Below are 25,733 nucleotides of genomic sequence, written 5' to 3' on the forward strand. Positions count from 1 at the left end.
ATCAAGGTTGCGCGCCGGCCCGTATGATGTGCGCTCTTCAAACACTGAGCGGTCCCCACCCCTACCCCTCCGCGCGCGCGGGGAGGGACTGCGCACGACCTTGGCCGCGTGAAGCGGGGCCTCACACGGTTGGGTCGACGGAAAGGTGCGGGCGAGGACTCCCGCGCTCCATGTTAGGAGCTATCCGCTGCAAACACTGGCGGAGTAGCCAGCGTGCTGACGCGCTCGTGCAGCGGACGCACTAAGCGAATGCCGAAGAGGCGCGTGAGGCCGCGGGCGAGGCGACGCGCGGCGCGGTCGGCGAGGGCGTCGACGTTGTTGAGTGTGTTCACGATGAGCACGAAGCGCGTGAGCAGGTCGCGATGTTGCAAGCGCTTGCGGAGATAGGAGCCGCGGCCCGCGCGGGTGATGGTGCGCAGCTTCGGCGGATGACCTGTGCCCATGCCAAGCTTGGCGGCCGCGTGAAGGATGATGATGTTGTTGATGGTGCCGGCGACGGCGTCGAGATTGGCGTAGAAGCCGCGTGCGAGCAGGTGACGTTCGCTGACGCGGCCTAAGCTGTCGCGAAACATGAGCGCGCCCACCCAGAAGAGCAGCAGACGAGCCCCGGCGATCAGCCTGGTCTTTCTATGCTCTGTGATGGTGGGGGCGGTGTGTTTCATGCGCGGCAGAGTAAGTGCGCGCATAAGTCGGTCGGATAGATTCTTTTTCTTGACCGCCGGCTTCCAGCCGGCGGTTTGGTTTGGCGTACAAAATCTTTGAAGATATTGCTGTTTCAACCACCCCGGCGGGGACGCCGGCGGTCCAAGAGGGCCGGCGCGTGTGGGATAGAGCGCCGCTCTATCCCCGCATTTGCTAACCCACCGGCGTCAGTGGCTTGTCTTTGATGCGATCGAGATTGCCGCTGCCGGGAATGAACAGCGCTTCGATGCGGATGCCGTCGGGGTCTTTGAACAATGTCGAATAATAGCCGGGCGCCCAGGCGCCTTCTTCCGGGGCGCGGATGATCTTGGCGCCGAAATCGCGCATCGATGTGTGGAGCGCCTCCACGTCTTCGCGTGAGCGAAGGCGGAAACAGAAATGGTGCAGGCCGACGCGCCACTGATCGAACGGCGTGTCGCGATGTTCGGCGCTTGCTGCGCGGATCAGCACGCCGGTACGGCCGCCGATGCAATAGAACACCTCGGCATGATCGTATTGCACGCGCATGCCGAACGTCTCGTGCAGCAGCCGATAGTAGAACGGCCGGCTCGCCGCGACGTCGCGCACCGTCAACTGAATGTGGGCGATGCCGTTGGGATCGATCATGCCGCGCCTCCCTGATGAGAGGCGCAGCATAACACGATTTAGCTCGCTTCCTTGGCCTTCGCGGCGCGCTTGCGCTCGTTCGGGTCGAGATAGGCTTTGCGGATGCGGATGGCGGCCGGCGTGACTTCCACCAGCTCGTCATCTTCGATCCAGGCCATGGCTTGTTCAAGCGTCATGCGACGTGGCGGCGTGAGGCGGATCGATTCATCCTTGCCCGAGGCGCGCACGTTGGTGAGCTTTTTGCCTTTGAGCGGATTCACATCGAGATCTTCGCCGCGTGAGTTTTCGCCGATGATCATGCCTTCATAGACGTCTTCGCCGTCAGCGATGAACATCTGGCCGCGCTCTTCCAGATTCCACAACGCGTATGCCGTCGATTGGCCGTTGTCGTTCGAGATCAGCGCACCGTTGCGGCGGCCAGGAATCTCGCCCTTCCACGGCGCCCACGAATGGAACAGGCGGTTCATCACGCCCGAACCGCGCGTGTCGGTGAGGAATTCGCCGTGATAGCCGACCATGCCGCGCGATGGCGCGTACATCACCATGCGCGTCTTGCCGCCGCCTGACGGACGCATGTCCTGCAGCTCGGCCTTGCGGATGCTCATCTTTTCGATGACGACGCCGGTGTATTCATCGTCGACGTCGATGACGACTTCTTCGACCGGCTCAAGCGTTTGGCCGTTTTCGCTGCGCGTCAGCACCTTCGGGCGCGAGAGTGAAAGTTCGAAGCCTTCGCGGCGCATGGTTTCCACCAGCACGCCGAGTTGCAATTCGCCGCGACCGGCGACCTCAAACGCGTCCTTGTTGCCCGTCTCGGTCACGCGGATGGCGACGTTGGATTCCGCTTCCGCCATCAGGCGGGCGCGGATGACGCGGCTTTGCACCTTATCGCCGGCGCGGCCAGCGAGCGGTGAATCGTTGATCGACACGGTGATCGCCAAGGTTGGCGGATCGATCGGCGTCGACGGAATCGGCGCTGCAAGATCGGGCGAGCCAATCGTGTCGGCGACCGTTGTGTCAACGAGGCCAGCGATAGCGATAATGTCGCCAGCTTCGGCGCTTTCGACGGGCACGCGCTTCAAGCCGCGGAACGAGAGCAGCTTGGTCAAACGCCCGCGCTCGATTTCTTTGCCTTCGCGCGTGAGCGCGCGCACCGGATCGCCCACTTTCACGCGGCCGGATTCAACGCGGCCTGTCAGCATGCGGCCGAGGAACGGATCGGAATCGATCATCGTCACCAGGAAGCCGAATGGCTCGTCGCGACGCGAGACCGGCTCAGGATCGGGCACGTGGCGCACGATCAGTTCGAAGAGGGGGGTGAGGTCCTTGTTCTCGGCGCTCATTTCCGTCTTCGCCCAGCCTTCCTTGCCGGAAGCGTAAAGGATCGGGAAATCGGCTTGCTCGTCGGTGGCGCCGAGCGCGAGGAAGAGTTCGAAGATTTCGTTGAGTGCGTTGTCAGGGTTCGCGCTCGGGCGATCGACCTTGTTGAGCACCACCATCGGCTTCAGGCCGCGCTTCAGTGCTTTCGACAGCACGAACTTGGTTTGCGGCATGACGCCTTCGCTGGCGTCCACAAGGATCACACAACCATCCACCATGCCGAGGATGCGTTCGACTTCGCCGCCGAAATCGGCGTGGCCGGGCGTGTCGACGATATTGAGGCGATATTCCTCGCCGCCCTTGTCCCAGAGGATCGAGGTGCACTTGGCCAGGATGGTGATGCCGCGCTCGCGCTCTTGGTCGTTCGAATCCATGGCGCGCTCTTGGCGCGCTTCGTTCGCGCGGAAGGCGCCGCCTTGCGAGAGCAGCTGGTCAACGAGCGTCGTCTTGCCATGGTCGACGTGGGCGATGATCGCCAGATTCCTAAGGCGCTCGGCCATTTTGACGCTTTCTGTATAGGTGGTGGCGCGTTCTGCCCGGCCCTGGCGCCTGCATCAACGGCACGTGTGGAAATTCCTTATGCACTATCCATGCGTTTTTGCATGTGTGCAGCGCAATATGACAAGACAATCAGAAAAAGTCAATAAAAACAGATTTGTACTTTTGATTACGGGAATGTGACGGCCAATTCAGCTTGCGCTTTGCTGCGCTGCACACTAGTTTGATCGTGTTGCAGCGTTTCGCGACGTTGCACCCGCCCTATCGGGCGTTTCCTCCCTATTGACCTTCAGCCGCGGGCTAACCCCCGCGGCTTTCTTTTTGCGCTGAATGGCGCGGCCGTGTCACCGGTGGCGGGGGAGGCTTAAGCCAAGCTTTTATGCAGCGTCGCCGCGGCGAGCGCTTCGGCCAATCGGCTCATATCGGCGCGTACGCGCGTATGGCCATTGGTGCGCTCCAGCGTGCGCTCGTCCACATAAAGCGCGCGATTAATCTCGATCTGCAGCGCATGCACGCGCTGCGCGGGGCGGCCGTAGGTTTGCGTGGTATGTCCGCCGGCGAACGGTGCGTTGCGTGCGACGCGATAATTCATCCGCCGCAACGTCGCTTCCGCCAACGCTGTCACCGACGGATGGCACGAGGCGCCAAAGCGATCGCCCAGCACGATATCCGGCGCATGCGCGCCGCGCGCGTTCGACGGCATCGAATGGCAATCGATCAACACCGCGCAGCCAAATTGCGCCTTCGTTTCCAACAGCAAGTTTTGCAGCGTTTCGTGATAGGGCCGATGCACCGCATCGATGCGGCGCGACGCTTCATGCAGTGAAAGCTTGCGTCGATAGATCGCCTGGCCGTCGCCGCTGACGCGCGGAATAGCGCCTAAACCCGCTTGCACGCGCGCTGATGTCGTGTGCACCGAAGCGGGCGGGCGTTCGTCGAACATCTCCGGATCAAGCTCCGCCGCGTCGCGATTGAGATCGACATACGCACGCGCAAACGTGGCCGAGAGCAAGCTCGCCCCGTGCGCCGCCACGCCCGCAAACAATTCGTCCACGTACGCGTCTTCCGTTCGCCGCAGCGAGATCAGCCCCACGCGCGCATCCGCCAGCAATTCGGCCGGATAACGCCGTCCACTATGCGGTGAGGCAAAGATGAGCGGGCTCGTCCTGTGCAGCGGCTCCACCAGCACGAAAGGCGGCTCCGGGCGTGCGTCGGGGAGGCTTGCGCCCTCAGCTGGCGCATACGCCGCGCCCTGTCCCAGATCGGAGGAGTCCATTGCCGCCATTGTTCGCTGTAGCCCGCGGGTGCGTCAATGTTTGCACATGCTTAGCTTTTGGCATGGGCCTTCAGCGGCCCTTTACCGGTCCTGTGCTAGACGTTACCGGTTCAAGAACGGGGGCCGGGCGATCCGGAGCAAGCGCATGGCGCGTATTCTGTTGGCCGAAGACGATGACTCGCTCCGGGGTTTCCTGGTGACGAGCCTCAGCCGCGCAGGGCATGACGTCGCCGCCTATGGCGATGGCGACGCCGCCTGGGAAGCGCTGGAATTGGGCACGTTCGACCTGCTTTTGACCGACATCGTCATGCCGGGCCTCGACGGCATAGAGCTCGCGCGCCGCGGCGCAGAGGCCGATCCGGCCATGAAAATCGTCTTCATTACCGGCTTCGCGGCTGTCGCCCTCTCGGCCCAGAGCCAAGCCCCCAAGGACGCGAAGGTGCTGTCCAAGCCGTTCCACCTGAAGGATCTGGTTGTGGAGATCGAGCGCGTCATCGCCGCTGCTTAAAAGGGTTTGGTGTGGGCGCTGCGCTCAATCCAATCTCTGGCCGATAATCCCGAAACCCGAACTTGCGGCGGACACCGCACCCGGTCTATATCGCCGGACCCTAAACGGTTCGGGCGCGTAGCTCAGCGGGAGAGCACTACGTTGACATCGTAGGGGTCACAGGTTCGATCCCTGTCGCGCCCACCATTTTCTTCTCTTAAATCAAAGCGTTATGCAGACAGCGCGCACGTTCGTTGCCCGCGCAAAAAATTTGGTAGCGATTTGGTAGCGAAGTCGCCGCCACGTCTTGCGATGTGATGATACGGGTTTGCGCCGCCCTGAGACGTCGCAGGCCGCGTCAGGCGCGCACCTTCAACACGCGCGATCCTCAAAAGCCGAGCCCGAAGGGCAGACGCAATTCCTTCGGCGCGGGCATGCGTGTCGGATTGGCGAGCGTGCGCGCCACGTCTTGAGCGCGCGCCTGCATCAAGGATTTGCGAATATCGAGGTGCAGCTCCATCGCCTTGAGCGCGTCGCGCCAGCCTGGCTCGAAGCAAAGGACGTTGCGCTTCACTTCCTGTGCGAGCCCCAGATTCTTCAGTTCGCGCGCGCGCGTCTTGAGCGCGTCGGTCATGTCCGGTGAACCGTTGGGCGCCCGAAGTTCGGCGAGGCGAACTTGGCCAGTCGCATCGAGATGGCCTGCGATCAGCTTATCAAGCCGTGTCGGCGCATGCGCCAGCGCCTCGCGCTGCAGCGCCTGGCGTGCATCGTCGCGCGTTCGCTGTCCCAATCGATCGGTCGCCGCCTCGCGGGCGGCGTTGCGAAAGCCGTGTTGGACGAACTCCCTTGGAATGACGAGGTCGCGCCCGTCGTCGCGCACGCCGCGCAAGACAATATGCGTGTGCGGGTTGTCGGTATCGAAGTGATCAACCGCAAACCATTCGAGCTTGGTGCCGAGTGCGGTCTCGGCCCGCGCCATCACGTCGCGCGTGTAGGTTTTGAGGTCGCCGAGGCGGCCGCCGTTCTCGGCCGACAGGATGATCCGGAAATGGCGTTTGTCAGACTGCGCCCAATGCTCGGCGAGGCGCGCGCCGCTCACGCTATCGCGCGCGGCGTCGTAGAACACCCAATGCTCCTGGCGCGGAGCTTGGCGGCGATCGCTTTCATCCCGGCTCTGGGCGCCGTCTCGTTCCGTCTCAGTTTTTGAGAGCCAGATCTCCTCGGCCTTCGCGGCGGAATCGCGCGCGATGTAGCGCGCATGAGCTTTGAGCGCGCCGCCTCCGCCTTTGGCGTGACCGAAGTAATGCAACTTCACCACCGCTCTCTGACGGCCGTCGAACGCAAAGGGCGTGCGCGGCGTGCGCTTGCGTGCGAACGCCCTTGCCAGCGCGCGAGAAGAGCCGATCCGCTTCTGCAGTCGCGATGACAAGCTGTCGCTTCCGGCGCCGCGGCGCGCGCCGCCTTCGTGACGGCCGATGAGACTCTCTGCATCAAGGGGGCGGGTGATGCGCAAGCGCGAGCCTGGCGTGATCACGTCTTTGCCCAGCGCACCGCGAAGCAGCTTGCTGGTGCGAAAGCGTTCGTTGTTCGTCGGAGGCTGCGACATGCGCGAGAAATCCGAGGGTGAGGTGCAAGTAGGGTGCAGGTGGGGTGTCCCGCACCCTGCGATCATGCTTCACACCTTGTGTTTGTGCGAGACATTTCAAGTGCGTGGCGAAAGAGGTGACTCACCCTTTATCTAGCCATCGCCCACATTTTTTCACACGCTCCCAACCTCGCTGTCGCAAGCCGTCTCAAGTGATGTTGCATCAAGACGTGAGTTCTACGCCGCGATCGCTATTGCAGCGGCGCCAAACCCGAATGCGCGCGTACCGTCGTCATCAGATATTGGTAGGCGCCTTCACGATCTTGGGGCCGCAGCGTCGTCAGCAATCGCGCGCTCACCGCGGCAAGCGCGGTCAAGACATCGCCAGGCTGCACGTGGTCAGGCAAGTGACGCATAACCTCGTTGATGCGGTTGGCGATATCGACGGCGAGATTCGGAGTCGTCGGTCATGGCTCTTGCGTTCCTGCCAAGCGTGTCGCCGTGGTGGGTCATTATACGCTGCCTGGCGGTCCTTCAAAGCCGTCGCCAGACGCCCTCGATTGTCTGGACATCGATTGGTCCCCAATAGCGCCCGTCGAAGGAATCGGCGGTGTCGCCCAGGATCAGAACTTCGTTGGGACCAAGGACGCGGCACGCCTCCCAAGCCGGCAGCGCAGCGCCGGTGCTGTCATAGGCGCGCCGCTCATAGGAAAGGCCGCCATTGAGCGTCACCGCATCGCCGCGCGCGCAGACATGGTCGCCAGCCAATGCTGCGACGCGTTTGATGAACCTGTCGCGGGGACCGTTGAAGCGGCGGGCCGCCGCCGCCGCAGGGGCGACGTCAATGGCGCGCACCGTAACAAACGAGCCGCGTTCGAGTGGCTCATCGGTGCGGATGTAGAATCCGACCGGAACAGAGGGCGTGTGATTATAAAGGAGACGATCCTCGACCGCTGGCAGTGCCAGCGCAGCCAAGGCGGCGAGCGCCGCCGCGCTCACGACGGCAACTATCGGCCATCGACGTCGCATGGGCGCAAGCATGTGTTGCGCCGAGAGAGTCGCCAACTCAATGCACGCGGTCGGGGCGCCCGAGCCCGCGCGAAGCGCGCGGACTCGGGAAGGTCTTTAGTATTCACTCGGCAAGAAAATGACGTCGTTCTGGAGCCAGAGCGTGATTTCCGGCAACGGAAAGTCGGTGAATGAGATGACCTGAGACGTCACGCAAGTGTGGTCGCCATCCTCGCACGTGAGAACAGCGCTTCGGTTTTCGGCGACCTTCAGCATCCAGACCTGAAAGGGTTCGGCGCGGACGCGTGGATCGTGCTGATGCGAGGCGATGGCGTCCAAGAGCCAATAGGCGCCGCCGGCTTCAGCAACATAGTGTGCGCCGTCCGTATAGGTGATCGAGGGCCAGAGCGGATGGCGATACCAGTGCTCGCTGCCGGTGAAGCTGAGAAGATCGCTCGCGCGAAGGGGTTTCGACGACATGATGTTCGTCTCCCGTGAAGTGTGAAGATGTTGGCGGGGTGCGCCGCTCCCTCACATCAGCGGGAGCGGCGCTTTGCGTTTCAGGCGGCTTCGCTGTCAGCTTCGGCCATGCCGAGCGACTTGACCTTGCCCTCAGCGGGATCAATGGCGACGAAGACTTTGCCGACCCAGCGCGAAGTCGCGCGATCCTTCCAGCGATCGTGGCGCAGGACGCCGGTGACTTCGGCCAGGACGCCCTTACGCATCGCCTTGGCGGCTTCTTGTTGCGCTGGGCAGAAAATCTCGACCGTGAAGCGATCCTTGCGCTCACCGCTGGGCACTTCGAGCCAGAGTGAGACAATGTCGGTTGTGCTGCCGCGAAATTCGAGGGTGCGGACTTTCGGATCTTCGAGCAATTTGCCGGTGAGCGTGACGCGGTTGTTCATGGGGTGTCTCCTTTGCTTGTCCGCTTGAGAGCGGAGCCGCGGGAGCTCGCCCGCGACGGCGCTTTTCGCGCCCGGCCATGAGGCGGCGGCTGCAAGGAGAAAATGGTGGGGCCCGCGTCCGCCAGGACCGAAGGCGGCGAAGCCGCGCGGGGAAACGATTTTGTCCTTGTGGGCGACGACGGCCGGGCGGAGATGGCGACGGCGTGGGTGAGGTCGTGCGGCGGACTTCAAGCCGCCAAGCTGAGACAGCGCGTGATGCGATCCGAGCGCTCAGTTAGCTCGCTGTGTGGGGGGACGTGGGTCCGCTAATGGGCTTCTGCACGCGCCCAATCGTTCCAATCGGAATAGCCGCTCGGCGGTAAAGCGACGTCGCAAACGATCGAACTCTCTGCACGCGCGCGTAGCCGCGCTGCTGCCGCAAGGCCCGCCTCATCATTGTCAGCGGCGATGATGAGCCGGTCGATGACGGGCGGCGGCTCAAACTGCGCGAGGTTTTCCGCGCTCAAGAAGGCCCAGGCGCCGGCGCCAAGCGCGCGTCTGGCTGAGAGCGCGGTTTCCAAGCCTTCAGCAACGACAAGCGTGTCGCCAGGCGCATCGATCCGCACATAAGCGCCCATCAAACGGCCGATCGTGCGCCGCGGTGTTGCAAGCGCGGCTTTGGACGCGCCGTGCGCGGTGAGCAGTGTGACTTGTATACCTTGTATATCGCCCTGCGGATCGACCAGCGCCGCAACGAGCGCCGGCCGGCGGTCGCGGTCTTCAAGGCTTGTCATGCGTGGATGGAAGCGGAGCACGTCGGGCCCTGGCAGTTCGCCCTCGATGGCGCGCCCGCGCAGATAGCGCTCGGCAATTGAGCCTGCGAGCGGCTTACTCTCATTCCAGAGTCTGAGCATGCGAGCGTGGCGATCTTCATCGCCACGCTCGGGCTTAAGCCGCACGATTGGCTCGCTCGGTGGCGGCGTTTGTGAATCGTCCTCGTCGAGCAGTCCCAAATCCGCGAACTCGTCGCGCACCGCACGCCAATCATCGCGCGGGCTGAAGCAATGAATGAGGACACGGCCGTCCTCAGTCTCCAGCAGCGAGACCGAGCGATCGGCGGGCCCATGTCCCGGCCCGCGCACGAGCGCGCGTCGTCCGCCATCGAGCAGGACGCCGCCCATCGCATCGACGATGCGCTTAAGCCGCGACATCGCCCGCTCCGGGCGGCGGGCTCTTGTCGAGCAGCCAATCGACCGCCAATTGCGCTTGCGCGGCCGCGTGGAAGAACGCGCGCTTGTCGGAACGGAGAATTGACATCCAGTGTCCAATATAGGCGGCGTGATCGAAGATGTGATCGGGCGGCAGCCGAAGATGGGCGCCAAGGATCGCGGCGCCAATCTCGGCGACCAATTCTTCTGCCGCGACCGCTTGCTTGTCGAAGCGCCTGGATAGGTCGCGCCCGACCCGGTGCGGCGCTGCTGTTGCATGCACGGCTTCATGGTTCAAAGTGGCGGCGTAAGCCTCCGGGCTGTCGAAAGCGCAAAGCGGCGGCATGGCGATGACATCGCGACTCGGGATGTAGCAGGCTGTGTCACGCGAGAGCATGCGGGCAATGTCTAATCCGGCGAACCAGTCTTCATGCGCCGCGATCGGCGCAATGGCGCTGTGCTCGGCCCGCGGATGAAAGGCCTCACTCAAGCCTTCGATCTGGTCGGCGTTGAAGGCCACATAGGCTTTCAGGAAGCGGAATGTTTCATCGCTTGAGCCGGTCTCGCTCCGCGCCTCGCGACGTTGGGCGATTCCATAATAGACGACAAGTTCGCCGCGTTCTCCCTTGCGCACATGAGCGCCGAGTTTGGCGGCCTGTCTGTAGGTCAGCCAATAAGGCGAGGCATAGCCGTGGGCGGCGGAAGCGAGCCAGAGCATGATGGTATTGACGCCTCGATAGCATTCCCCGGTTGCGCGGCGGGGCAGGACGGGACCAGTGCGCGCGCCATCCCAAGGCCTGCGCCATGGCATCACGCCTTGTTCCAAAGAAGCGAGGATGCGTGTGCTGATATCGGCGGCGATGTCGCGCCGCGCGTGTGCGGAAGTCGTCATGGATTGTCTCACTTGAGTGTCCGGGGCGCGATCGGCCCCGCGGCGCGGGACCGATCGGCCATGAGTGGACGTGGGTGATCAGTGCTGGGCGGCGAGCGAGGCCTCAGCGGCGTTGGTCAGCGCCAGCGCGCCTTCGCCAAGCGGCGTCACCAGACAATCGGGCAACCAGCGCGATTGCGCGAATGCCTTGGCGGCCGCGTCCGCGAATTCGTGCTTCTTCAGCTTGGCCAGCGCCTTCAGTTTGACGCTTCTCTTGGCCTCCGGCAGATCGGCAAAATCTGAGCCTTCCGCCAAAGCGTCGAGCGCATATTGCTTCGAGGTGCGCTGCCAGAAGGCGCTGTCGGGCGACCAATGCGCGCTCATGTCGAGCCGGATTGCGGCGGCGATCGCGTCGGCGGAGCGCTGACGTTCGCGGTCCTGAGCGCTCGCGCCCTCGTGGTGGAGATCGATGGTCTCGGCGACAAGAATTGCGAGGCACGACAGCAGCGTCTCGTCATCGAGGGCCAACGCCTCGATAAAGGTCTCCGGGAACGTGCGCGCGGAGCGCAGGGTCGCAAAGACCTCGTCATCACCGAAGTCACGTGCGGTGGCGTTGATTTCAGGCCCGACCAGATCGCCCGACCCCGCGCTCTGCTGCGCGAGCGTGCAGACCAGGAGCGCAAGCGCAACATGTACGTCGCTGGCGACGCCCGCGCGTATAGCGCGAGTGCGCGCCAGCGTGAGGTCGCGCGTCAGCGCCTTGCTGAGTGACGCGCCGGCGGGGGCGCCTTCGTCCGCATCGTCTTCGCCGCTGTCCTCGCCGGCCTTTGCCTTGCTGCGCAGTTTATCGAGCGCCTTCAGATCGGCGCGGCGAATGAGCCCGCGTTGGATCGTCGGCTTGCCGTCACGATCGACGCCCACAATCGCGCCTGCGTGCGCCATCAAAGCGGGATCGTAAATGCGCGCGGCTTCGGCAATGGCGTCTCGTTCGCCATCGAGCGCCTCGCGCCGATCCCAGAGAGCGTCAGCCTCTGGGCCGTCCTCGATGCCTTCGAGTTCGCTGTCGATCCGCTCGATCTCGGCATCGACGGCTGCAAGACGGCGCTTTTCCTTGGCCGTAAGCTTGCGCTCGCCGGGGCGAAGCCGCTCGGCGGCGAAACCTTCGAGATGGCCGCCGGCGAGATTGAGTTCGGCCCAGCCCCAGCCGTCGGCGAGAAGCGCGTCGCGAAGCGCCTCGGCCTTCTCCAAGGCGAGACGCTGCAGGATTTCACCGTCCTCAAGGAAGGCGATGGTGTCCTCGAACAGATCCTTCACGATGCGTCCGCCCGCGGCCGTATACGCATCAACGCCGACGAAGAGCGCGAGACGATCGCTGAGAGGTGTGCGGCCCTGGGTGAGGGCGCCGCGAACGGCGTGAGCGCTGGTGATTGGCTTGGCCAATCCCTTGAAGACGCGCTCCTGCGCCTCGTGATCGCCGATGCAGAAGGCGCGCGCGACATCGAGCGTGAGTTCGCCGCGTCGATAAGCGGCGCGAATGCGCGGGCTCAAATGCGCCAGCGCCAGCCGTTGTTCGACATGGCGGAGTGTCGTACCGAAGCGTTGCGCGACATCCTCCGGCGACTGGCCCGCCGCGATAAGTGCTGCGAAGGCTTCCACCTCGTCCATGGCGTTCATCTCGACGCGCTGGACGTTCTCCGCCAGCGAGGCTTCGGCGGCGGAAGCGGATGCGACGACCTGACAAGGCGTAGGCCAGTCCTTTGGGCGTTCGCCTTGGCGAACGAGAAGCTTGAGCGCGGCGTGACGGCGCGCTCCGGCGACGACCGCGAACTTGCCGTCTTCGCGCGCGGTGACCGTCAGGTTTTGCAGAAGGCCGTGGGCGGCGATCGATGCGGCAAGCGTATCGATGTCGCGTTTGCGCTCGGTGCGGCGGACATTGTCTTCGCTCTCGACGAGTTTGTTGAGCGGAATGAGTTGAAGTGCGGACATGGGCGTTCGAGCCTTTGAAGGGAGCCCCGCGTTGCGGAAGTGCTGCGCGGGATCGCTTGCGCGACGCGCATCCCGTTCACGCCCGCGCCGTGAGGGGGCCTGGGTCGAGGGCTCGTCGAGACGAGAGCGTGAGCGTCCCTCGACGCAGGGCCCCGGCGCGGGCAATGCTCGGCGTTGCGCAAGCGCGCCCGCGCGCGAGGCGCGCGCATTGATTTTGGCGAGGCACACTGCTTTTGCTTGCGCTGCACGCCAAAGTTGCTTTTAGTAGTCGAGACTACAGCGGGAGGATGCGATGCCTGCTGCCAAGCTGGCGCTCGATTTTATCGACTTCTGCGAGAAGCAGACCGATCCTTCGATGATCGAAGATCGCTTTATCGCGACACTGAATGCGCTCGGCTACGAGCACATCGCCTGCGCGTCGCACGTCGATCCGCTGCGACCGCGGCCGGGCACGGTCAGCATCGTCAATTATCCCATGGCCTGGCTGCAGCAATATTCGGCCGAGAACTTCGCGTTCATCGATCCGGTGTTTCTCGCCGCGCGCATCATGACCGCGCCATTCAACTGGGATGAGTGTATCTCCAAGATGCGCCTCGATCGCGCGCAGAAGCGTGTGCTTGCCGAAGGCGCTGCCTATGGCCTGACCGGGGGCATGACTATTCCGCTCCGCTCACCCGATGTCCTCCCCGCATCGTGTTCGCTGGTCGCGGGCGCTGACGGCGTGGAGCCGCTCGATTTGGCGCACACCCTGATGGTCGTCATCTATGGACATGGCGCGATGCATAGACGGCTTAATCCCAATGCCTTGGTCGAACCGGTCGTGCTGCCGTCACGCGAGCGCCAGTGCCTGGCGCTTGCAGGACGGGGCAAGAGCGATTGGGCGATAGGCGAACTCCTGGGCATCAACGCCCGCACCGCCCACAATTCCATCGAGCGCGCCAAGAAGCGCTATGGCGTGTCGCACCGCGTGCAAGCGGTCGTGCGCGCCGTGTTTGACGGACAGATCATGCTCGACGATTTGTCGAACTAAATCGATTCGTCGCTTGTCAACGGGTCCCACGGGACCCGTTACGTCGTTCGCCTCAGAGCGGCACCCTCCGCGCGATTGGTCGGAGGCAACATGATCTACATCGTCTCGGCGGAAAACAGGCGGCGCTTCTATCACTTGCTGACGGAGATGCATCGCCAGCGCAAACAGGTGTTCATCGATCAACTCAAGTGGCGGCTTGAGGAGAGTGCAGGGCTCGAAATCGACGCCTATGACAGTGAAGACGCGATCTATCTGATCGAGGCGGCGACGCCGCGAGGAGGGATCAGTGTCTCCGCGCGGCTCCTCCCGACAGATCGTCCGCATTTGTTGATCGAACAATTCCGCGATCTCTGCGAAGCGTCGCCGCCTTCCGGTCCCAATGTGTGGGAAGCCACCAGGTTCTGCCCGGCGCCCGATACAGCATCCGGCGCGCCGCGGCGGCTGATGCTGGGGCGCATCATTGCCGGCATCATGGAGACCGCGCTCCTGTTTGGCATTGACGAGGTGACCTACGTGGCGAGCGCCGCGTTGGCGCCGATGGCCGAAGAGGCGGGATGGCAGGTGCGCGCGCTGGGGGCGGGACGCGGAAAGGGGCGCGATAAGATCCGAGCTTTCGCCGCGACGATCAACGCCGATGGGCTCAGACGCGTGCGTCAGACCTTCAACATCAGCGCGCCATTGACGCGATTTGCGCCGGCCGAGCCGGCGCGTGCGGCCTAAGCGGGGAAGAGCGTAATGACTCTCATCTCACCCACTTCCGACGATACGCTCGCCAGCGATCTCGAAGCGCTGCAGCATGACGGATTTCTCGTTCTCCACGGCTTGCTGAACGCCGAGGAATTGAGATCGGTCGCTGACGAATTAGAGCCCTGGCTCCAGCGCACGCCGCGCTGCGAAGGCGACTTCCACGGCTGGTCGACGACACGCGTGAATGGACTCTTGTCGAAAGCGCCGGCGGCGCAGCGGCTTGCGCTCCATCCGCGCATCCTTGCGTTTGCCGAAGCCGTGCTCGCGCCGGCGTGCGATTGCATTCGCCTCAACATGACTCAGGCAATTCGCATTCATCCTGGTCAAAAGGCGCAAGCGCCGCACCGTGATGAGGAGATGTGGCCCGCCGAGCCGAGCGGGCAGGTGTGGTCGCTCAATGTGATGTGGGCGGTCAGCGACTTCACCGAGGCCAATGGCGCAACAAGGCTTTGGCCCAAGAGCCACGTCAATCGCCTCGGTCGCTCGCCGGATCCAAGCCAGGCGATCCAGGGCGTCATGCGCGCGGGCTCCGCGCTCATCTATCTTGGCGGTCTGACGCACAGCGGCGGCGCCAACCGATCGGATGGCGACCGCACAGGGCTCGTCATCGGCTATTGCGCCGGATGGTTGCGCACCTACGAGGAGCAATTTCTCGCTTATCCCCGAGAGGTTGCGCGTGAATTTCCAATCGAGCTGCAGCGCCTCATCGGCTATCGCCATCACCGTCCCAATCTCGGGAATTGGGAAGGCCAGGACCCGATCGCGTACCTGGGCGATGATGGCCCTTGCGGACCGCATCGCGACGCGCTGCCGCCGGCGATCGCCGCTGAACTGAAGGCCGTGATGGCGGCCGCTGACGATTGATATGTCGCCGGAAGCGACCAGCGCCGCGCAGCGCGCATACGAGGAAATCAAGGCGCGCGTGCTCGATGGACGCCTACCTGTGCGCACGCGCATTGATATGGAAGCGCTAGCGCGCGAGCTCGGCGTAAGTTCCATGCCCGTGCGTCAGGCGTTGAGCCTCCTCACCTGGGAGCGGCTCGTTCGGCCGGGAAAGCACTCGGCCTTTGAGGTCGCTTTATGGTCCGCGACAGAATTGGCGCATCTCTACGAGTGGCGTGGCGCCCTGCTGACGCTCGTGCTGCCGTCGAACGCGGCGGGGTCCGACGTGATGCGCTTAGCCCGAACCCAGCCTTATGCGCAGGCTGTGTCCAGTGTCATGCGTCTGCTGGAGGACGGCGCCAATTCCAACCTGCGGCGGGCGGCCGCCAATGCGGACGATAGGCTGCATGCGGCGCGCTTGATTGAGGAAGAAGTCCTGGGCGATGTGCAAGGCGAGTTCGAAACCTTCGTAGGCGCGATCGCCGAGCGATCCCGGCGCACAAACACGATCCTCAAATCTTATATCCGCCGCCGGGTGCAGAGCGCAGAAGCGCTGCGTGCGCATGTGGCGATGAAAGCGCTCTCGCAGAATGGCGAGCCGCGCTGATCACCAAACAGATCTTCATGTTGATCAATTCGGTGATCAAACGGAGCGCGCGCATACTCCAGGCGGGTGATGGATCACCCAATGGAGAGTGAAACATGCGCGAAGAGCAAAAGCACGACGACCTGATCGACCTCGGCGCCGCCAGCGAACTGACGCTCGGCGATCCCGGCCCTGATCAAGAAGATCCGGACTTCTTGACGGAGGAAGTCGCCTGAGCGCCGCGACTTGAGCGCTCGCCACAACGCGCGCTCAAGTCGTCGTTCAATTCTAGAGCGAGTATCAAACATGCGGAACGATGAACCTTGCACCGATCTCATCGACTTGGGCGCAGCGTCTCAACTGACGCTCGGCGACCCTGGTCCGGATCAGGAAGATCCGGACATGCAGACCGAAGAGATCGCGTGACGCAACGAAGCTCCGCCCAGCGTGAGCGGGGCGGAGCTTCCATTGGTATGCCATGACATTTCATTTCGGACCGGGACCTGACGCATATCTGGCGTTTGACCAAGGCTTTGCGGTCGTCCTCGATCTTGCGAACAATCGGTACTGGGCGCTGGACGCGGACGCTCTTTCTCGCCCTGAACCAACTCCGGCCATTGAAGCGCTGCTCAATTGCGGCTCGCTGCGTGCGCTTGCGCCGCCGCAGGCGCAAATCGGCCAGGCTATACGGAGCGCGGCGCGCATCACGCACACGCCACCATGCAAAGCGCCAACGCTCGATGCGGCGGCTTGGGGGCGTTTTCTCATCGCATGTCTTTGGGCCCGCTGGGTTGTATCCACCGGTCGTTTGGATGTGGCCAGACGGACGCTCGTGCGACTCCGTTCAAGGCAGGCGTCAACGCAGGACGCCGGTGAGGCGGTCGCACGGTTCGAGCAAATGCGGCCGCTATGGCCTGGCGACCAAGTGTGCCTATTCGACAGCCTGACGTTAGCGCGCTTCCTTCTGAGCGAGGGGCGCGATGCGAAGATCGTCTTCGGCGTACGCACGCGGCCATTCTCCGCCCATTGTTGGGTGGAGTCTGAACAAGAGGTGCTGCTCGATCTCACTGGCCAGTTCGCGTCCTATGTTGTGATTTGCAGGCTCTGAGGTCATGCGCGATTTTCTGGTTCTGCGCTGGCGACCGATCGACAAGGAACGAGAAACTAAGCTTCGCGCGCACGCTGCCCTGGCCGAGCAGCACGGCTATGAAAGCCTGCTCGACTGGCGTGGCATGTTGATCATGGCCCGACCCAACGGCTTGGATTTCTCGCCTGTGCTTCTGCCGAACGGCCGTGGTGTTCTATTTGGAATGGCCTTTCGTCGGCAGGCCCCATCTGAAGGACGCATTCAATCTGTAGAGGCGCAAGACGCGGCGAATTGGGCTGAGAGCGGCGGCGAAAAGCTCATCCGCGATATCTGGGGGGCCTATGCGGCGTTCCTTGTCGATAAGGGGCGCGATCACCTTCACGTCGTGCCGTCCCCAACAGGGGCCTTTCCGCTGTTTTCTGCCCCGATAAGCGGTGGATACGCCGTCTTCGCCAGCGCTCAAGTTTTCGCGGACATTGGCGGCGCTCTGAACATAGATGCGCCCGAACTCGATGCGTTTCTGCGCTATCCGAACCGGTTCACCAGCGCGACCGGATTTCGCGATGTACGTAGGATCTTGCCGGGGACCTGCCTTACGTTGCCCAGAGAAGGGCAGAGCACATGCTCACTCTGGCGCCCGCCTCATGCTGACGCCGCGCGCGTCGACACAGCGCGCAACGCCGAGGACTTACGTCGCGCATTGGAGGATGTTTGCGGCGCATTCGCGAAGGCACGCCCCAATATCTTGCACCGGCTGTCGGGCGGTCTCGATTCAAGCGTCGTCCTCTCGATGCTGAAGCGCACCGCCTCGCCGGATGCTCTGGTCGCGGTGCATGATTACGGCATCGGTCCAGGCGAAGGCGACGAGCGCGCCTATGCTCGCTTGGTGGCGCGGCATCTCGGGGTGAAGCTGATTGAGAACCACATCGATCCGCGAGACGTCGATTACACGCGGATGCTGGATATGCCGCTTGCCGCGGCGCCAGCGCCAACCCTGCTGACATGGGCCAATGCACGTTCCTCCGTTCTGAGCGCGGGACTGGAGGACGCGCTCGTGACGTCAGGCCAGGGCGGCGACCATGTTTTTTATCGTGGCCGGGGCTCTTGCGGTCCTGCAGATGCATGGCGCGATGGCTCAGGATTGAGCGGCTTCTGGCGCGAGGCCATGACAAGCGCCCGCAGATCACGCGTGTCGGTGTGGAGCATTTTGCCTGAGTCTGTGCGCACAGGCCCTCTGCACGGGGCGTTCGATCTCCCGCGGCATCTGGCCCGCGAAGGTCAAGCCAAGGCGGAAGCGCGTTTGACCGCGCGCGAACATGGGGCCTTGCCTTGGCTTGAAGGCTATCGGAAACGCCATCCTGGCGCTGTGCATCGCGCACTATTGTTGGCGGATGCGCAAACCTATTTCGGACCTTCGCAGCTCGCCGATTCATTCCCATTGGCGCCGCCTGTGCTCTTTGAGCCCGTGATTGAGGCGCTGTTTCGTATACCGAGCTATGCAATGAACGCCGATGGTCTGGATCGCGGGCTGGTGCGCAGTGCCTTCGCCAACGAACTGCCGACAGAGATCGTCTATCGAAGGACCAAGGGGCAAACCACGCGATTTGTATCGGCGATATTGCGGCGCAACCGAGACTTTCTTGTCGATGTCTTGCGTCGGGGGCGGCTGGCGGAGCGGGGACTTATCGACGGCGAGGCCGTAGTAGACATGATTAGCGCCAGCGCCCGACCAGATGCGACGCAACCCAGCGCGCTGACACCACTGATATGCGCTGAGCTTTGGCTCCGCAGTGTGGAGCGCGCTGGACGAGAAGCCAAGAAGGTGGATGCGCCCACGACCGCGTCAACGACGTGATGCCTGCGCCTGCAACGCGCGCCAGCGGCCAATGCGCGCCGGATCGGCGTCATCTATGACCTCCACGTCACGCAGCCAGAAATCCAGCCAGGCCAGTGCGCGCATCTGGGCGGCGAGCAATTGGCGCGGTCGATGTTTCACATGATAGGCGTCGGGATAGATGAACATCTCGATTGCCCGATCGTGCTCGCGCATGCGTCGGTAAAACGGGAATGCGGGCAGGGCCTCCCGGTCGGCGAGCTGCAACAGGATAGGGGTGTGAATCTGCTCGACGTGATTGACGGCGGGCTTGTCGCGCCAATGTGATGCCCACGGATCTTGGGTGTCAGGCCATGGGCCTGCGCGATCGCGCAGGCGCCGCGCGCTATTGGTGAATTCCTCGCTGACCAGCGAATAGGACATCGGATCGAGTGGGGGCGAGGAAATCACCGCGGCCGCGAAGCGATCTGAATCCTGCAGCGCCCAATAGGCGGTTTCCGCGCCATCACTGAGACCCGTCAGACCGATGCGTGCGGGGTCGATCGATGCGTGCGTCAGCGCCATGTCGACGAGCGCGTAGAGGGCCGACAATTTGCTCCCTCGTTCCAGCCCTTCCAGCTCCTCCTGCACCAGCGCGGCGGCATTGGATTGGGTCGTGCGGTCGGCGACATGCTGTGGGCGCTCGAAGCTCAGAACGAAGTACCCGCGCTCCGCCAGCGCATGGATCGGTATTTCGCCGCCGACGCCGCCGCGCAGAAACCCGCGAGAGCGATATTGAACGATCACCATCGGATAGGAGCGACGCGTATCATAGCGCAACGGATAGACGAGATGGGCGAAAGTGGGGTTGCCGAAGCGGTCGGTTGCATCGAGCCGGTCCACGTGTGGCATGCGTCGATCCCGCCATGCGGGGTTGGGGTCGTACAGCGTCCGCGATCGACCGGAGTGCGGATTGATGGAGACGATCGTACGCGGCGAAAGCGTCGCTTCGCGCAAACACATCAAGTGCGCTGCGTACACGCACTCAACCAGCAATTCCTCCGATGAACGCACGCGGCGCAGAGCGTTAGAGCGAGGATCCCATTCGTAGAGGGCTGTTGTGGTGCGCGTCGGAGCCTCTACGCGTAGGAAGAGCACGCGTCCGCGCGCAAGCCAGGGACCTGAGATCTCGCCTGTACATTCAGCGTGCGCGCACACTCTTTCGACGCCCGCGGCGTCTGTGAAGACGAGCTGCAATGGGGCGCGGCTGCCCAGGGCCGGCAGAGCTCGAATGAGCGCGACCTCGCCGGCTTCGCTCGGAGCGCGTCGTAGCGAGGCGCGGCTGGGCGCGCCTGCGAAAGCGCCGGAGAGCTGATCGTGTGTCGTCTCGTCGGCAACGGAGGTCGCGCCGCTCTCGACATCAACCAGCGTATACCATCTTCCAAGGCGTGGATCATGCTCAGGCATCAGGCCCATCAATGGTTCGAGCCGCGCGTCCAGGAGAAAGCCGTCTCTTCTAGCGACGGCAGCAGCGGCCTCGATGCTAGCGCGTCCGGCGCCGCTCTCAATCAGCAGATGCGTGTCATCGATCCAGGCAAAGCGATGAACCTCGCCCGGGCCATCGAACAAGCGCCTGACCGAGTCCCCGTTCACCGAAGCGACGTCCAAGAAGACCCGATCGCCGGCGCCGCCGAAGAGATAGGCGATGCGGCGCCCGTCCGGCGACCACACAGCGCGGCGCAGAAGTGCTGCGCCCTGGCGGCGTCCATTCGCTGATGAGTGATGTATAAAGCCGCCAGCATCGGCGAGCGCCCTGGTCTCGCCCGTGCGCGTGTCGATGAGTATCAGGGTGTGGGTATAGGCGTCCGCCTCAAGATCGAGCGATCGTTCGATCACGGCAAGGTAGCGTCCATCGGGCGACAACGTTAGACCGCCATCGGCGCCGCCAAGCTCCCTGATGTCGAGATTGGCCGCCACGGCGTTTGGGATTGCGCTAAGGTCCCAAACCTGGGCGTACGCAGGAGCCGCGGACATCCAGGCAAAGGCGAGAGCGCTGATCGTTGGCCCAGTCCAGCGGCCACGCATTACCAACGCCGCCGTACTTCGAGGGACACAAACCGGCCGAGCGGTGAGGCGTTTCGATTATCGTAAGCAAAGCCCTCGGACGAGTTCGCGAACGGCGGCTCTTCGTCGAAAAGATTGGTGATGTTGAAGGCCAGCTCTGTGCGGGGGCTCTCCGCGGCTTCACCGTTGGACAACGAAACGCCGAGACGGGCGTCGAAGGTGGTCCACGCATCGATCTCTCGATCTGGGTTCGAGATGGTATCGTCGTATCCGCCGAGATAGTTCGCGAACCCACTGGCGCGCCAAGGACCAGCGGACCATGAGAGTCCGGCGCGGAGGCGCCAATCAATGGGATTGTAGATGGTGTTGAGCAATTGCTCGCCCGGGGCGCTCGGGTTGGAGCGGCGATCGAATTGCAGCAGATGGCTTGCACTTAATGAGGCGTCAAACCTGCCGAGGTCTGTCTCAAAGGCGTAGGTTGCGCTCGCGTCAATTCCGCGAACACGCAGACTTGAGAGATTGGTGACGCGACCGTCCCAAATGAGTTCGACCCCGTCTGCTGGCGTCACGCCGCCCAAACGATCAAGGATGGCGAGATAGCTCGCAAGCGTCGCCGCGTCGGGATCGCGAATGAGCACCGCGCTATAGGGCGCTGGATTGGCGATGGCGCTGAGCACATCGCCGGGGACCGAGATACGGTTGGCGAAATCGATGTCGAAATATGTGGCTGAGAAGAATGCCCCCGCCAGCCAATCTGGCCGATATTCGAAGCCTGCCGTCCAACTCTCGGCTTCCTCGGGCTCAAGATCAGGATTGCCGCCCGCGATTGAGAGCAGTCCGGTGGAACCGCCATCGGCAAGCGGATCTTGCGCGGGCGTGAGCGTCAGATAGCTGCCGCCGATCGACGACAGGGTTTGGTCAAAGCGCGGCGCCTTGAAGGAAAGTCCCCATGTCGCGCGCACACGCAACGCCTCCAGCAGCTGCCAATCCAAACCCACTTTGGGCGTAAGTGCGCGCCCATAATCCTCTGAATACTCCTCTCGCACTGAGGTCGAGAGGTCGATGGTCCGTGAGAGCGGCGCGGCGATCTCGACAAACCAAGCGTCCGTGTCGCGCTCACCGGGGGCCGGGGTGGCGACGATCGTCGGGACCCCCGCGTTCGAATAGGTGATGCGATCCACGCGAAACGATTCCGTGCGACGCTCGAGCCCCAACGCCATGCGCACGGCTCCCGCTGGCAAATCGAAAAGCGGCCCGTCCGCTTTGAGCGAGAGCGCCTGGAGGCGAGAATCGTTGTCGGTGATTTGGTGGCGCAGAATGGCGTCCATGATGTGAGCGTTGTCGCCGCCATCGCCAAAGGGATTGAACGCCGTGGCTGTGTTGGACGAGGCGAGCGCAATATTGAGCGCCGCTGTGTCGATGGAATTGCCGAAGCGCACGTGATCGCGATGGCGTCCATAGGAATAAGACGCCTCGCCGCGCCAATCGAAAGCAAGATCAGCCTCGATACCCAGGACGCCAGAGAATGTGCGCGCGCGCGTCTCATAGGTTGTGGGCCCAGCGTCGCCGACGAAGGAATAGGCGATCACCATGTTGCCTTGCCCGGGAAAGAGATTGTTGGCGACGCGGAAGGCGTTGGTCTGTGGGACCGTGATGTTCGACATGATCGCGCTGTTGCGCATGAAGGCGTCGCGCTCGCTTGCGAACATGTCGGCGAAGACATCAATTCGACGGGTCAAGCTTTGCCGGCCGGAGAAGAAGAGGGAGTACGCGTCTTGTTCGGGCAAGACGTCCGTCGCCTCGCGCGTGTTCTGATAGTTCACCACGCCGGCGAGGAGGTCTGCTTGCGTAAGGCCGATGCCATCTTGGCCGTCGGGGATGGCAAGCACGACACTGGTGGCGCCGATGCGGGTGATGTTGCCCGGGCTAGAGGTGGCGCGTGAGAAATTGTCACCGCCCAAGGATCTGAGATCGCTGTTGGCGGCGAAGGCGCGATCGGATGACGCGAGCGCATTGCGAGTACGATATTCATAACCGAGCACGGCGTGGCCGCCGGCCCATTGCCAGCCGAATGTATGGCTGAAATTGAACCCCTCGGCGCCGCCCTGCGCCGCGCCAAGACGCAGTGCGGATTCACCGCCTTCAAAATCGGTGCGGGTGATTATGTTGACAACACCGCCGACGGCGTCGCTGCCATAAGTGGCTGAAGCGCCGTCCGCGAGCACCTCAATGCGCTGGACGGCCGCGAGCGGGATCGCACTCGCATCAACGAAATTGCCGAACCCTGCGGGTGCCAAACGGCGACCATTCACCAATGTCAGCGTCGCGTCAGAACCCAAGCCGCGTAGGTCGATGGCCGACCCGAAGGAAAGATTGTTGTTGGCGGAGTTGAGCTGCGTCGCCTCGCTCTGGCTGCCAGGGAAATTCTGCGGCAGCGTGCGTAACACTTCAAAGATCGTGCTTTGGCCGGTTTCCTCGATTGTTGATCGATCAAGCGTGAGCAGATTGGCGCCTGCGGGTACGGCGCCCCGGATGCGTGTGCCGGTCACGACAATTTCTTCGTCGTTCTCAGTCGCCGCGTACTGGGGGCGGGCGGGCGGCTCCACTTGGACGATGCGGTCGCCGGCGATCTCGATCCGAGGCGCGCCAGACGGCAACATCTGCATCAACGCCGCTTCTGGCGTCCTGCGGCCGCTGAGCGGTCGCGACGTGAATCCCGACACGGCGTCCTCTGAGAAGAGGATTTGCAGGTTTGATTGTTCGGCGAAACGGACGAGCGCCGACGACAAGGGTTGCGCCGGAATATCGTACTCGCGCTCCGCACGCGCGGTGCGCGCGGCCGCGTCAGCAGATTGCGCGTGAGCAGGACCGCTCAACGCGAAGCTTGAAACAGAAGCCAGCGCCACGGCCAGCAGTGAGCGTACGCCATCGCGGCGCATCCGCGCCGAAAAATCCACCATTGTCTTCCCCCTTCGCCGCTCTCAAGCGGGCGGCTTCGAGGGGAGGGACGCGGGAGGAGGCCGGATTTAGCAGTCCGTCAGAAAATATTTCGGGGAATGCACGCTAAAGCGTGGCCGTCGAACTCAGCAGGATCTCGCCATCACGCTGTTCAGTGTTGATGGCGAGGTTGTTGCGGAGGAGCTGAAGGAACGCGTCAAGATCGTCCGCACGAACGAGGCCGCCGACGCGCAGGTCGGCGAGCGCTGGATCTGCGAAGACAAAGCGTACGCCGCTTTGCCGCGTAACGTCCGCGACCGCCTCGGAGAGCGGCGTGTTGTCGAAGGCGAGCATGCCCTCGCGCCATAGCGTGCGGCGCGCAAGTTGTTCCGCGGTGGAGGCGTCAACGGCCACGTCTTCGCGGCCAATGACGATTTCGCTATTCACGCCCGCCGCAACTCGGGAGGTTTGTCCGATCCATGTGCGCCGAGAGGCAAGCGCGCCGTCGGTTAGCAAAGCGACGCGCGCGCCTTCTGGAAGCAGCTTCACCAGGATTTCGCCGCCGGCGGCCTCGATTTCTCCTGATGGCGTGGCGATCGAAAACACGCCGGCGTTGCTCTCGGCGATCGTAAAGAGCGCTTCGCCTGCCAGAAGCCGCGCTTCGCGCCGATCATCACGTATGCGCGCCTCGAGCCGCGAACTCGCGTTCAGTAAAACCCGCGTGCCATCGGCCAGATCCACTTCGCGCTGTTCGCCGACGCCGGTTTCAAAAGTTTCCGCCGCCGCCGGGTTCACCGCAACGTAGCCAACCAAGCAGAGTCCGATGCCCGCGACCCCCGCCCCGAGCAGCAACGCGCGACGGTCCGGCGCGGATGCTTCAGAGCCCTGGTGCGGCGTCGCTCCCGCGCCGGCCTCCAGCAACGCGACAATGTCGGGATAAATTTTGAGCTTTTGCAGGCCGTCGAGTTCGCCCCAAGCCCGGCTGGCCAGCAGGAACGCCGGCCGGTGCGCATCAGAGCGGGCGATCCAGCGCTTAAAGCGCGCCGCGGCAGCGGCGTCGAAAAGCTCACTATCGATCAGCACCACCCAGCGGGCGGCCTCGTCAGCGATCCTTTCGCTTCGTCTCCATCTCATGGGCGATCTCTTTGAGTGCGCCGTCTTCGAACGCCGCCATGGCCTTAGCACATTTCGCCAAAGCGCGGGCGAGGAGGCCGGGCACGCTGTGCCGCGAGACGCCGAGACGGGCGCCGATCTCTTCGTGGGAGAGCCCGCCGAACTTGAAGAGCACCAGCGCCTTGCGCTCCCGCTCGGGCAGCCCAAGCACCACAGCGGTCATGTGCGCGAACCGCTCGCCGGCGATCAGCATTTCCTCCGGCGTCAAATCGAGCCGATCGTACGGGCCGGGCCGCTTGGCCAACAATGCCTCCAGGTCCTCGTCGGTGACGGAGGCGACTCTGACGCGTTCCTGGTGCCGCACCTCATCGACCGCCAGGTTCCGCACCAGCCGGGCCAAATAAGCGCGCGGATCAGCAATTCCGGACATGTCCACCTCCAGCATTTTGGCGAATGCGCTCTGCACCACGTCCTCCTCGGCCACCCGGCCGCGGAAGCGCCGCAGCCTTCGTAGCAGACGCGGGCCTTCAGAGGCGAAGAGGCGGGCGAGATCAGCCGGCTTCACGGCATGCCTCCCGAAGCTCAATGAGACGGGCCACCAGCTGATCCAGCTGGCTGACATGGAAGCTCTCGATCAGACCCGGAGAATTCGGCGGCTCACCCTGCTCATAGACCACCGCACCCCAGATGAAGTCACCCTCGGAGACCATTGTTGCGAGGGCGGTTTGATCTTTGGGCGCGGCGCGTTCGACGCAGCGAATGACGGCCAAACGAGGAGTGTTCAGAGCGATGGCCAGATCGGTGGTCTGCTCGGAGTCACTGACACGTGCGATCACGTTCAGCCCCATCGCGCCGAAAGCTGTTTCTAGCGCGTTGGCTGCGGGCGTGGTCGCCAGTGTGTGTGATCCAGCGGCGTTCAACAATGCACCCTATTAGGGTGCAACCCTAAATGTGCTTAGCCGGGGTGTCCATCGTTTCAGGTG

General features: G+C 63.4%; 26 protein-coding genes and 1 tRNA gene. 10 read left to right on the forward strand and 17 right to left on the reverse strand.

What is annotated here, in order from left to right:
* Window positions 1–173: 173 nt before the first annotated feature.
* The 4 genes from EPJ54_RS16035 to EPJ54_RS16050 form a co-directional block, all read right to left on the reverse strand.
* Entirely contained in the window at window positions 174–662 is a 489-nt protein-coding gene (locus EPJ54_RS16035) for a hypothetical protein (RefSeq protein WP_135212773.1), read from the reverse strand.
* A gap of 193 nt (window positions 663–855) precedes the next feature.
* Entirely contained in the window at window positions 856–1,308 is a 453-nt protein-coding gene (locus tag EPJ54_RS16040; protein WP_135212774.1) for a VOC family protein, read from the reverse strand.
* Between the two features lie 38 nt (window positions 1,309–1,346).
* Entirely contained in the window at window positions 1,347–3,188 is a 1,842-nt protein-coding gene (gene typA, locus EPJ54_RS16045; protein WP_135212775.1) for a translational GTPase TypA, read from the reverse strand.
* Between the two features lie 362 nt (window positions 3,189–3,550).
* Window positions 3,551–4,462 carry an N-formylglutamate amidohydrolase gene (locus EPJ54_RS16050; protein WP_135212776.1) on the reverse strand — a complete coding sequence of 304 codons (912 nt, stop codon included), beginning with the start codon at window positions 4,460–4,462 and terminating at the stop codon, window positions 3,551–3,553.
* Window positions 4,463–4,607: 145 nt separating this feature from the next.
* On the opposite strand from EPJ54_RS16050, the gene cpdR reads away from it, so the two are divergent.
* Together cpdR and EPJ54_RS16060 are read left to right on the forward strand one after the other, a co-directional pair.
* Window positions 4,608–4,970, forward strand: a complete 363-nt coding sequence (cpdR, locus tag EPJ54_RS16055) for a cell cycle two-component system response regulator CpdR (protein ID WP_135212777.1) — start codon at window positions 4,608–4,610, stop codon at window positions 4,968–4,970.
* Window positions 4,971–5,081: 111 nt separating this feature from the next.
* A tRNA-Val gene (locus tag EPJ54_RS16060) sits at window positions 5,082–5,156 on the forward strand.
* Window positions 5,157–5,337: 181 nt separating this feature from the next.
* On the opposite strand, the gene EPJ54_RS16065 is transcribed toward EPJ54_RS16060, so the two are convergent.
* From EPJ54_RS16065 to EPJ54_RS16095, 8 genes are all read right to left on the reverse strand, one after another.
* Window positions 5,338–6,555, reverse strand: a complete 1,218-nt coding sequence (locus EPJ54_RS16065; protein WP_135212778.1) for a relaxase/mobilization nuclease domain-containing protein — start codon at window positions 6,553–6,555, stop codon at window positions 5,338–5,340.
* Between the two features lie 230 nt (window positions 6,556–6,785).
* Complete coding sequence (locus tag EPJ54_RS20275; RefSeq protein ID WP_275574762.1) at window positions 6,786–6,911, reverse strand: hypothetical protein; 126 nt, start codon at window positions 6,909–6,911, stop codon at window positions 6,786–6,788.
* 157 nt (window positions 6,912–7,068) lie between these two features.
* Window positions 7,069–7,575: a S26 family signal peptidase gene (locus EPJ54_RS16070; RefSeq protein ID WP_135212779.1), complete on the reverse strand. Its 507-nt coding sequence runs from the start codon at window positions 7,573–7,575 to the stop codon at window positions 7,069–7,071.
* An 84-nt stretch (window positions 7,576–7,659) separates the two neighbouring features.
* Complete coding sequence (locus EPJ54_RS16075; protein ID WP_135212780.1) at window positions 7,660–8,022, reverse strand: DUF6876 family protein; 363 nt, start codon at window positions 8,020–8,022, stop codon at window positions 7,660–7,662.
* Window positions 8,023–8,102: 80 nt separating this feature from the next.
* The gene (locus EPJ54_RS16080) at window positions 8,103–8,447 is read right to left on the reverse strand and encodes a single-stranded DNA-binding protein (protein ID WP_135212781.1); all 345 of its coding nucleotides are present in this window, start codon (window positions 8,445–8,447) and stop codon (window positions 8,103–8,105) included.
* Between the two features lie 305 nt (window positions 8,448–8,752).
* Window positions 8,753–9,637, reverse strand: coding sequence for a DUF7146 domain-containing protein (locus EPJ54_RS16085; protein ID WP_167755780.1), 885 nt, complete (start codon window positions 9,635–9,637; stop codon window positions 8,753–8,755).
* Window positions 9,624–10,526, reverse strand: coding sequence for an ArdC family protein (locus EPJ54_RS16090; protein WP_135212783.1), 903 nt, complete (start codon window positions 10,524–10,526; stop codon window positions 9,624–9,626). The genes EPJ54_RS16085 and EPJ54_RS16090 overlap by 14 nt, the downstream gene beginning before the upstream one ends.
* A gap of 78 nt (window positions 10,527–10,604) precedes the next feature.
* Window positions 10,605–12,491 (reverse strand): ParB/RepB/Spo0J family partition protein, encoded by a 1,887-nt coding sequence (locus tag EPJ54_RS16095; RefSeq protein WP_135212784.1) that lies wholly within the window; start codon window positions 12,489–12,491, stop codon window positions 10,605–10,607.
* Between the two features lie 292 nt (window positions 12,492–12,783).
* On the opposite strand from EPJ54_RS16095, the gene EPJ54_RS16100 reads away from it, so the two are divergent.
* The 8 genes from EPJ54_RS16100 to EPJ54_RS16130 all read left to right on the forward strand — a co-directional run bounded on the left by EPJ54_RS16100 (window position 12,784) and on the right by EPJ54_RS16130 (window position 18,678).
* Window positions 12,784–13,521 carry a LuxR family transcriptional regulator gene (locus EPJ54_RS16100; RefSeq protein ID WP_135212785.1) on the forward strand — a complete coding sequence of 246 codons (738 nt, stop codon included), beginning with the start codon at window positions 12,784–12,786 and terminating at the stop codon, window positions 13,519–13,521.
* Window positions 13,522–13,611: 90 nt separating this feature from the next.
* A complete protein-coding gene (locus tag EPJ54_RS16105; RefSeq protein ID WP_135212786.1) occupies window positions 13,612–14,241 on the forward strand; it encodes an acyl-homoserine-lactone synthase in 630 nt (209 codons plus the stop codon).
* 15 nt (window positions 14,242–14,256) lie between these two features.
* Entirely contained in the window at window positions 14,257–15,132 is an 876-nt protein-coding gene (locus tag EPJ54_RS16110) for a phytanoyl-CoA dioxygenase family protein (RefSeq protein ID WP_135212787.1), read from the forward strand.
* A gap of 1 nt (window position 15,133) precedes the next feature.
* Window positions 15,134–15,757 (forward strand): GntR family transcriptional regulator, encoded by a 624-nt coding sequence (locus EPJ54_RS16115; protein ID WP_135212788.1) that lies wholly within the window; start codon window positions 15,134–15,136, stop codon window positions 15,755–15,757.
* Between the two features lie 95 nt (window positions 15,758–15,852).
* Window positions 15,853–15,972 carry a benenodin family lasso peptide gene (locus tag EPJ54_RS16120; protein WP_135212789.1) on the forward strand — a complete coding sequence of 40 codons (120 nt, stop codon included), beginning with the start codon at window positions 15,853–15,855 and terminating at the stop codon, window positions 15,970–15,972.
* Window positions 15,973–16,042: 70 nt separating this feature from the next.
* Window positions 16,043–16,162, forward strand: a complete 120-nt coding sequence (locus EPJ54_RS20480; protein WP_420823045.1) for a hypothetical protein — start codon at window positions 16,043–16,045, stop codon at window positions 16,160–16,162.
* 52 nt (window positions 16,163–16,214) lie between these two features.
* A complete protein-coding gene (locus EPJ54_RS16125; protein ID WP_135212790.1) occupies window positions 16,215–16,844 on the forward strand; it encodes a lasso peptide biosynthesis B2 protein in 630 nt (209 codons plus the stop codon).
* 4 nt (window positions 16,845–16,848) lie between these two features.
* A complete protein-coding gene (locus EPJ54_RS16130; protein WP_135212791.1) occupies window positions 16,849–18,678 on the forward strand; it encodes an asparagine synthase-related protein in 1,830 nt (609 codons plus the stop codon).
* On the opposite strand, the gene EPJ54_RS16135 is transcribed toward EPJ54_RS16130, so the two are convergent.
* From EPJ54_RS16135 to EPJ54_RS16155, 5 genes are all read right to left on the reverse strand, one after another.
* Window positions 18,667–20,721, reverse strand: a complete 2,055-nt coding sequence (locus tag EPJ54_RS16135) for an Atxe2 family lasso peptide isopeptidase (protein WP_135212792.1) — start codon at window positions 20,719–20,721, stop codon at window positions 18,667–18,669. The two genes, EPJ54_RS16130 and EPJ54_RS16135, sit on opposite strands and share 12 nt — an antisense overlap.
* On the reverse strand, window positions 20,721–23,660 hold the full coding sequence (locus EPJ54_RS16140) for a TonB-dependent receptor plug domain-containing protein (protein WP_135212793.1): 2,940 nt from the start codon (window positions 23,658–23,660) through the stop codon (window positions 20,721–20,723). Before EPJ54_RS16140 ends, EPJ54_RS16135 begins: the two co-directional genes overlap by 1 nt.
* Before the next feature lie 103 nt (window positions 23,661–23,763).
* Window positions 23,764–24,771, reverse strand: a complete 1,008-nt coding sequence (locus tag EPJ54_RS16145; protein WP_135212794.1) for a FecR family protein — start codon at window positions 24,769–24,771, stop codon at window positions 23,764–23,766.
* The gene (locus tag EPJ54_RS16150; RefSeq protein WP_167755781.1) at window positions 24,740–25,315 is read right to left on the reverse strand and encodes an RNA polymerase sigma factor; all 576 of its coding nucleotides are present in this window, start codon (window positions 25,313–25,315) and stop codon (window positions 24,740–24,742) included. The genes EPJ54_RS16145 and EPJ54_RS16150 overlap by 32 nt, the downstream gene beginning before the upstream one ends.
* Complete coding sequence (locus EPJ54_RS16155) at window positions 25,302–25,670, reverse strand: hypothetical protein (protein WP_135212796.1); 369 nt, start codon at window positions 25,668–25,670, stop codon at window positions 25,302–25,304. The genes EPJ54_RS16150 and EPJ54_RS16155 overlap by 14 nt, the downstream gene beginning before the upstream one ends.
* Window positions 25,671–25,733: the final 63 nt, after the last annotated feature.

It is taken from the genome of Vitreimonas flagellata (assembly GCF_004634425.1).
Lineage (GTDB): Bacteria > Pseudomonadota > Alphaproteobacteria > Caulobacterales > Aquidulcibacteraceae > Vitreimonas > Vitreimonas flagellata.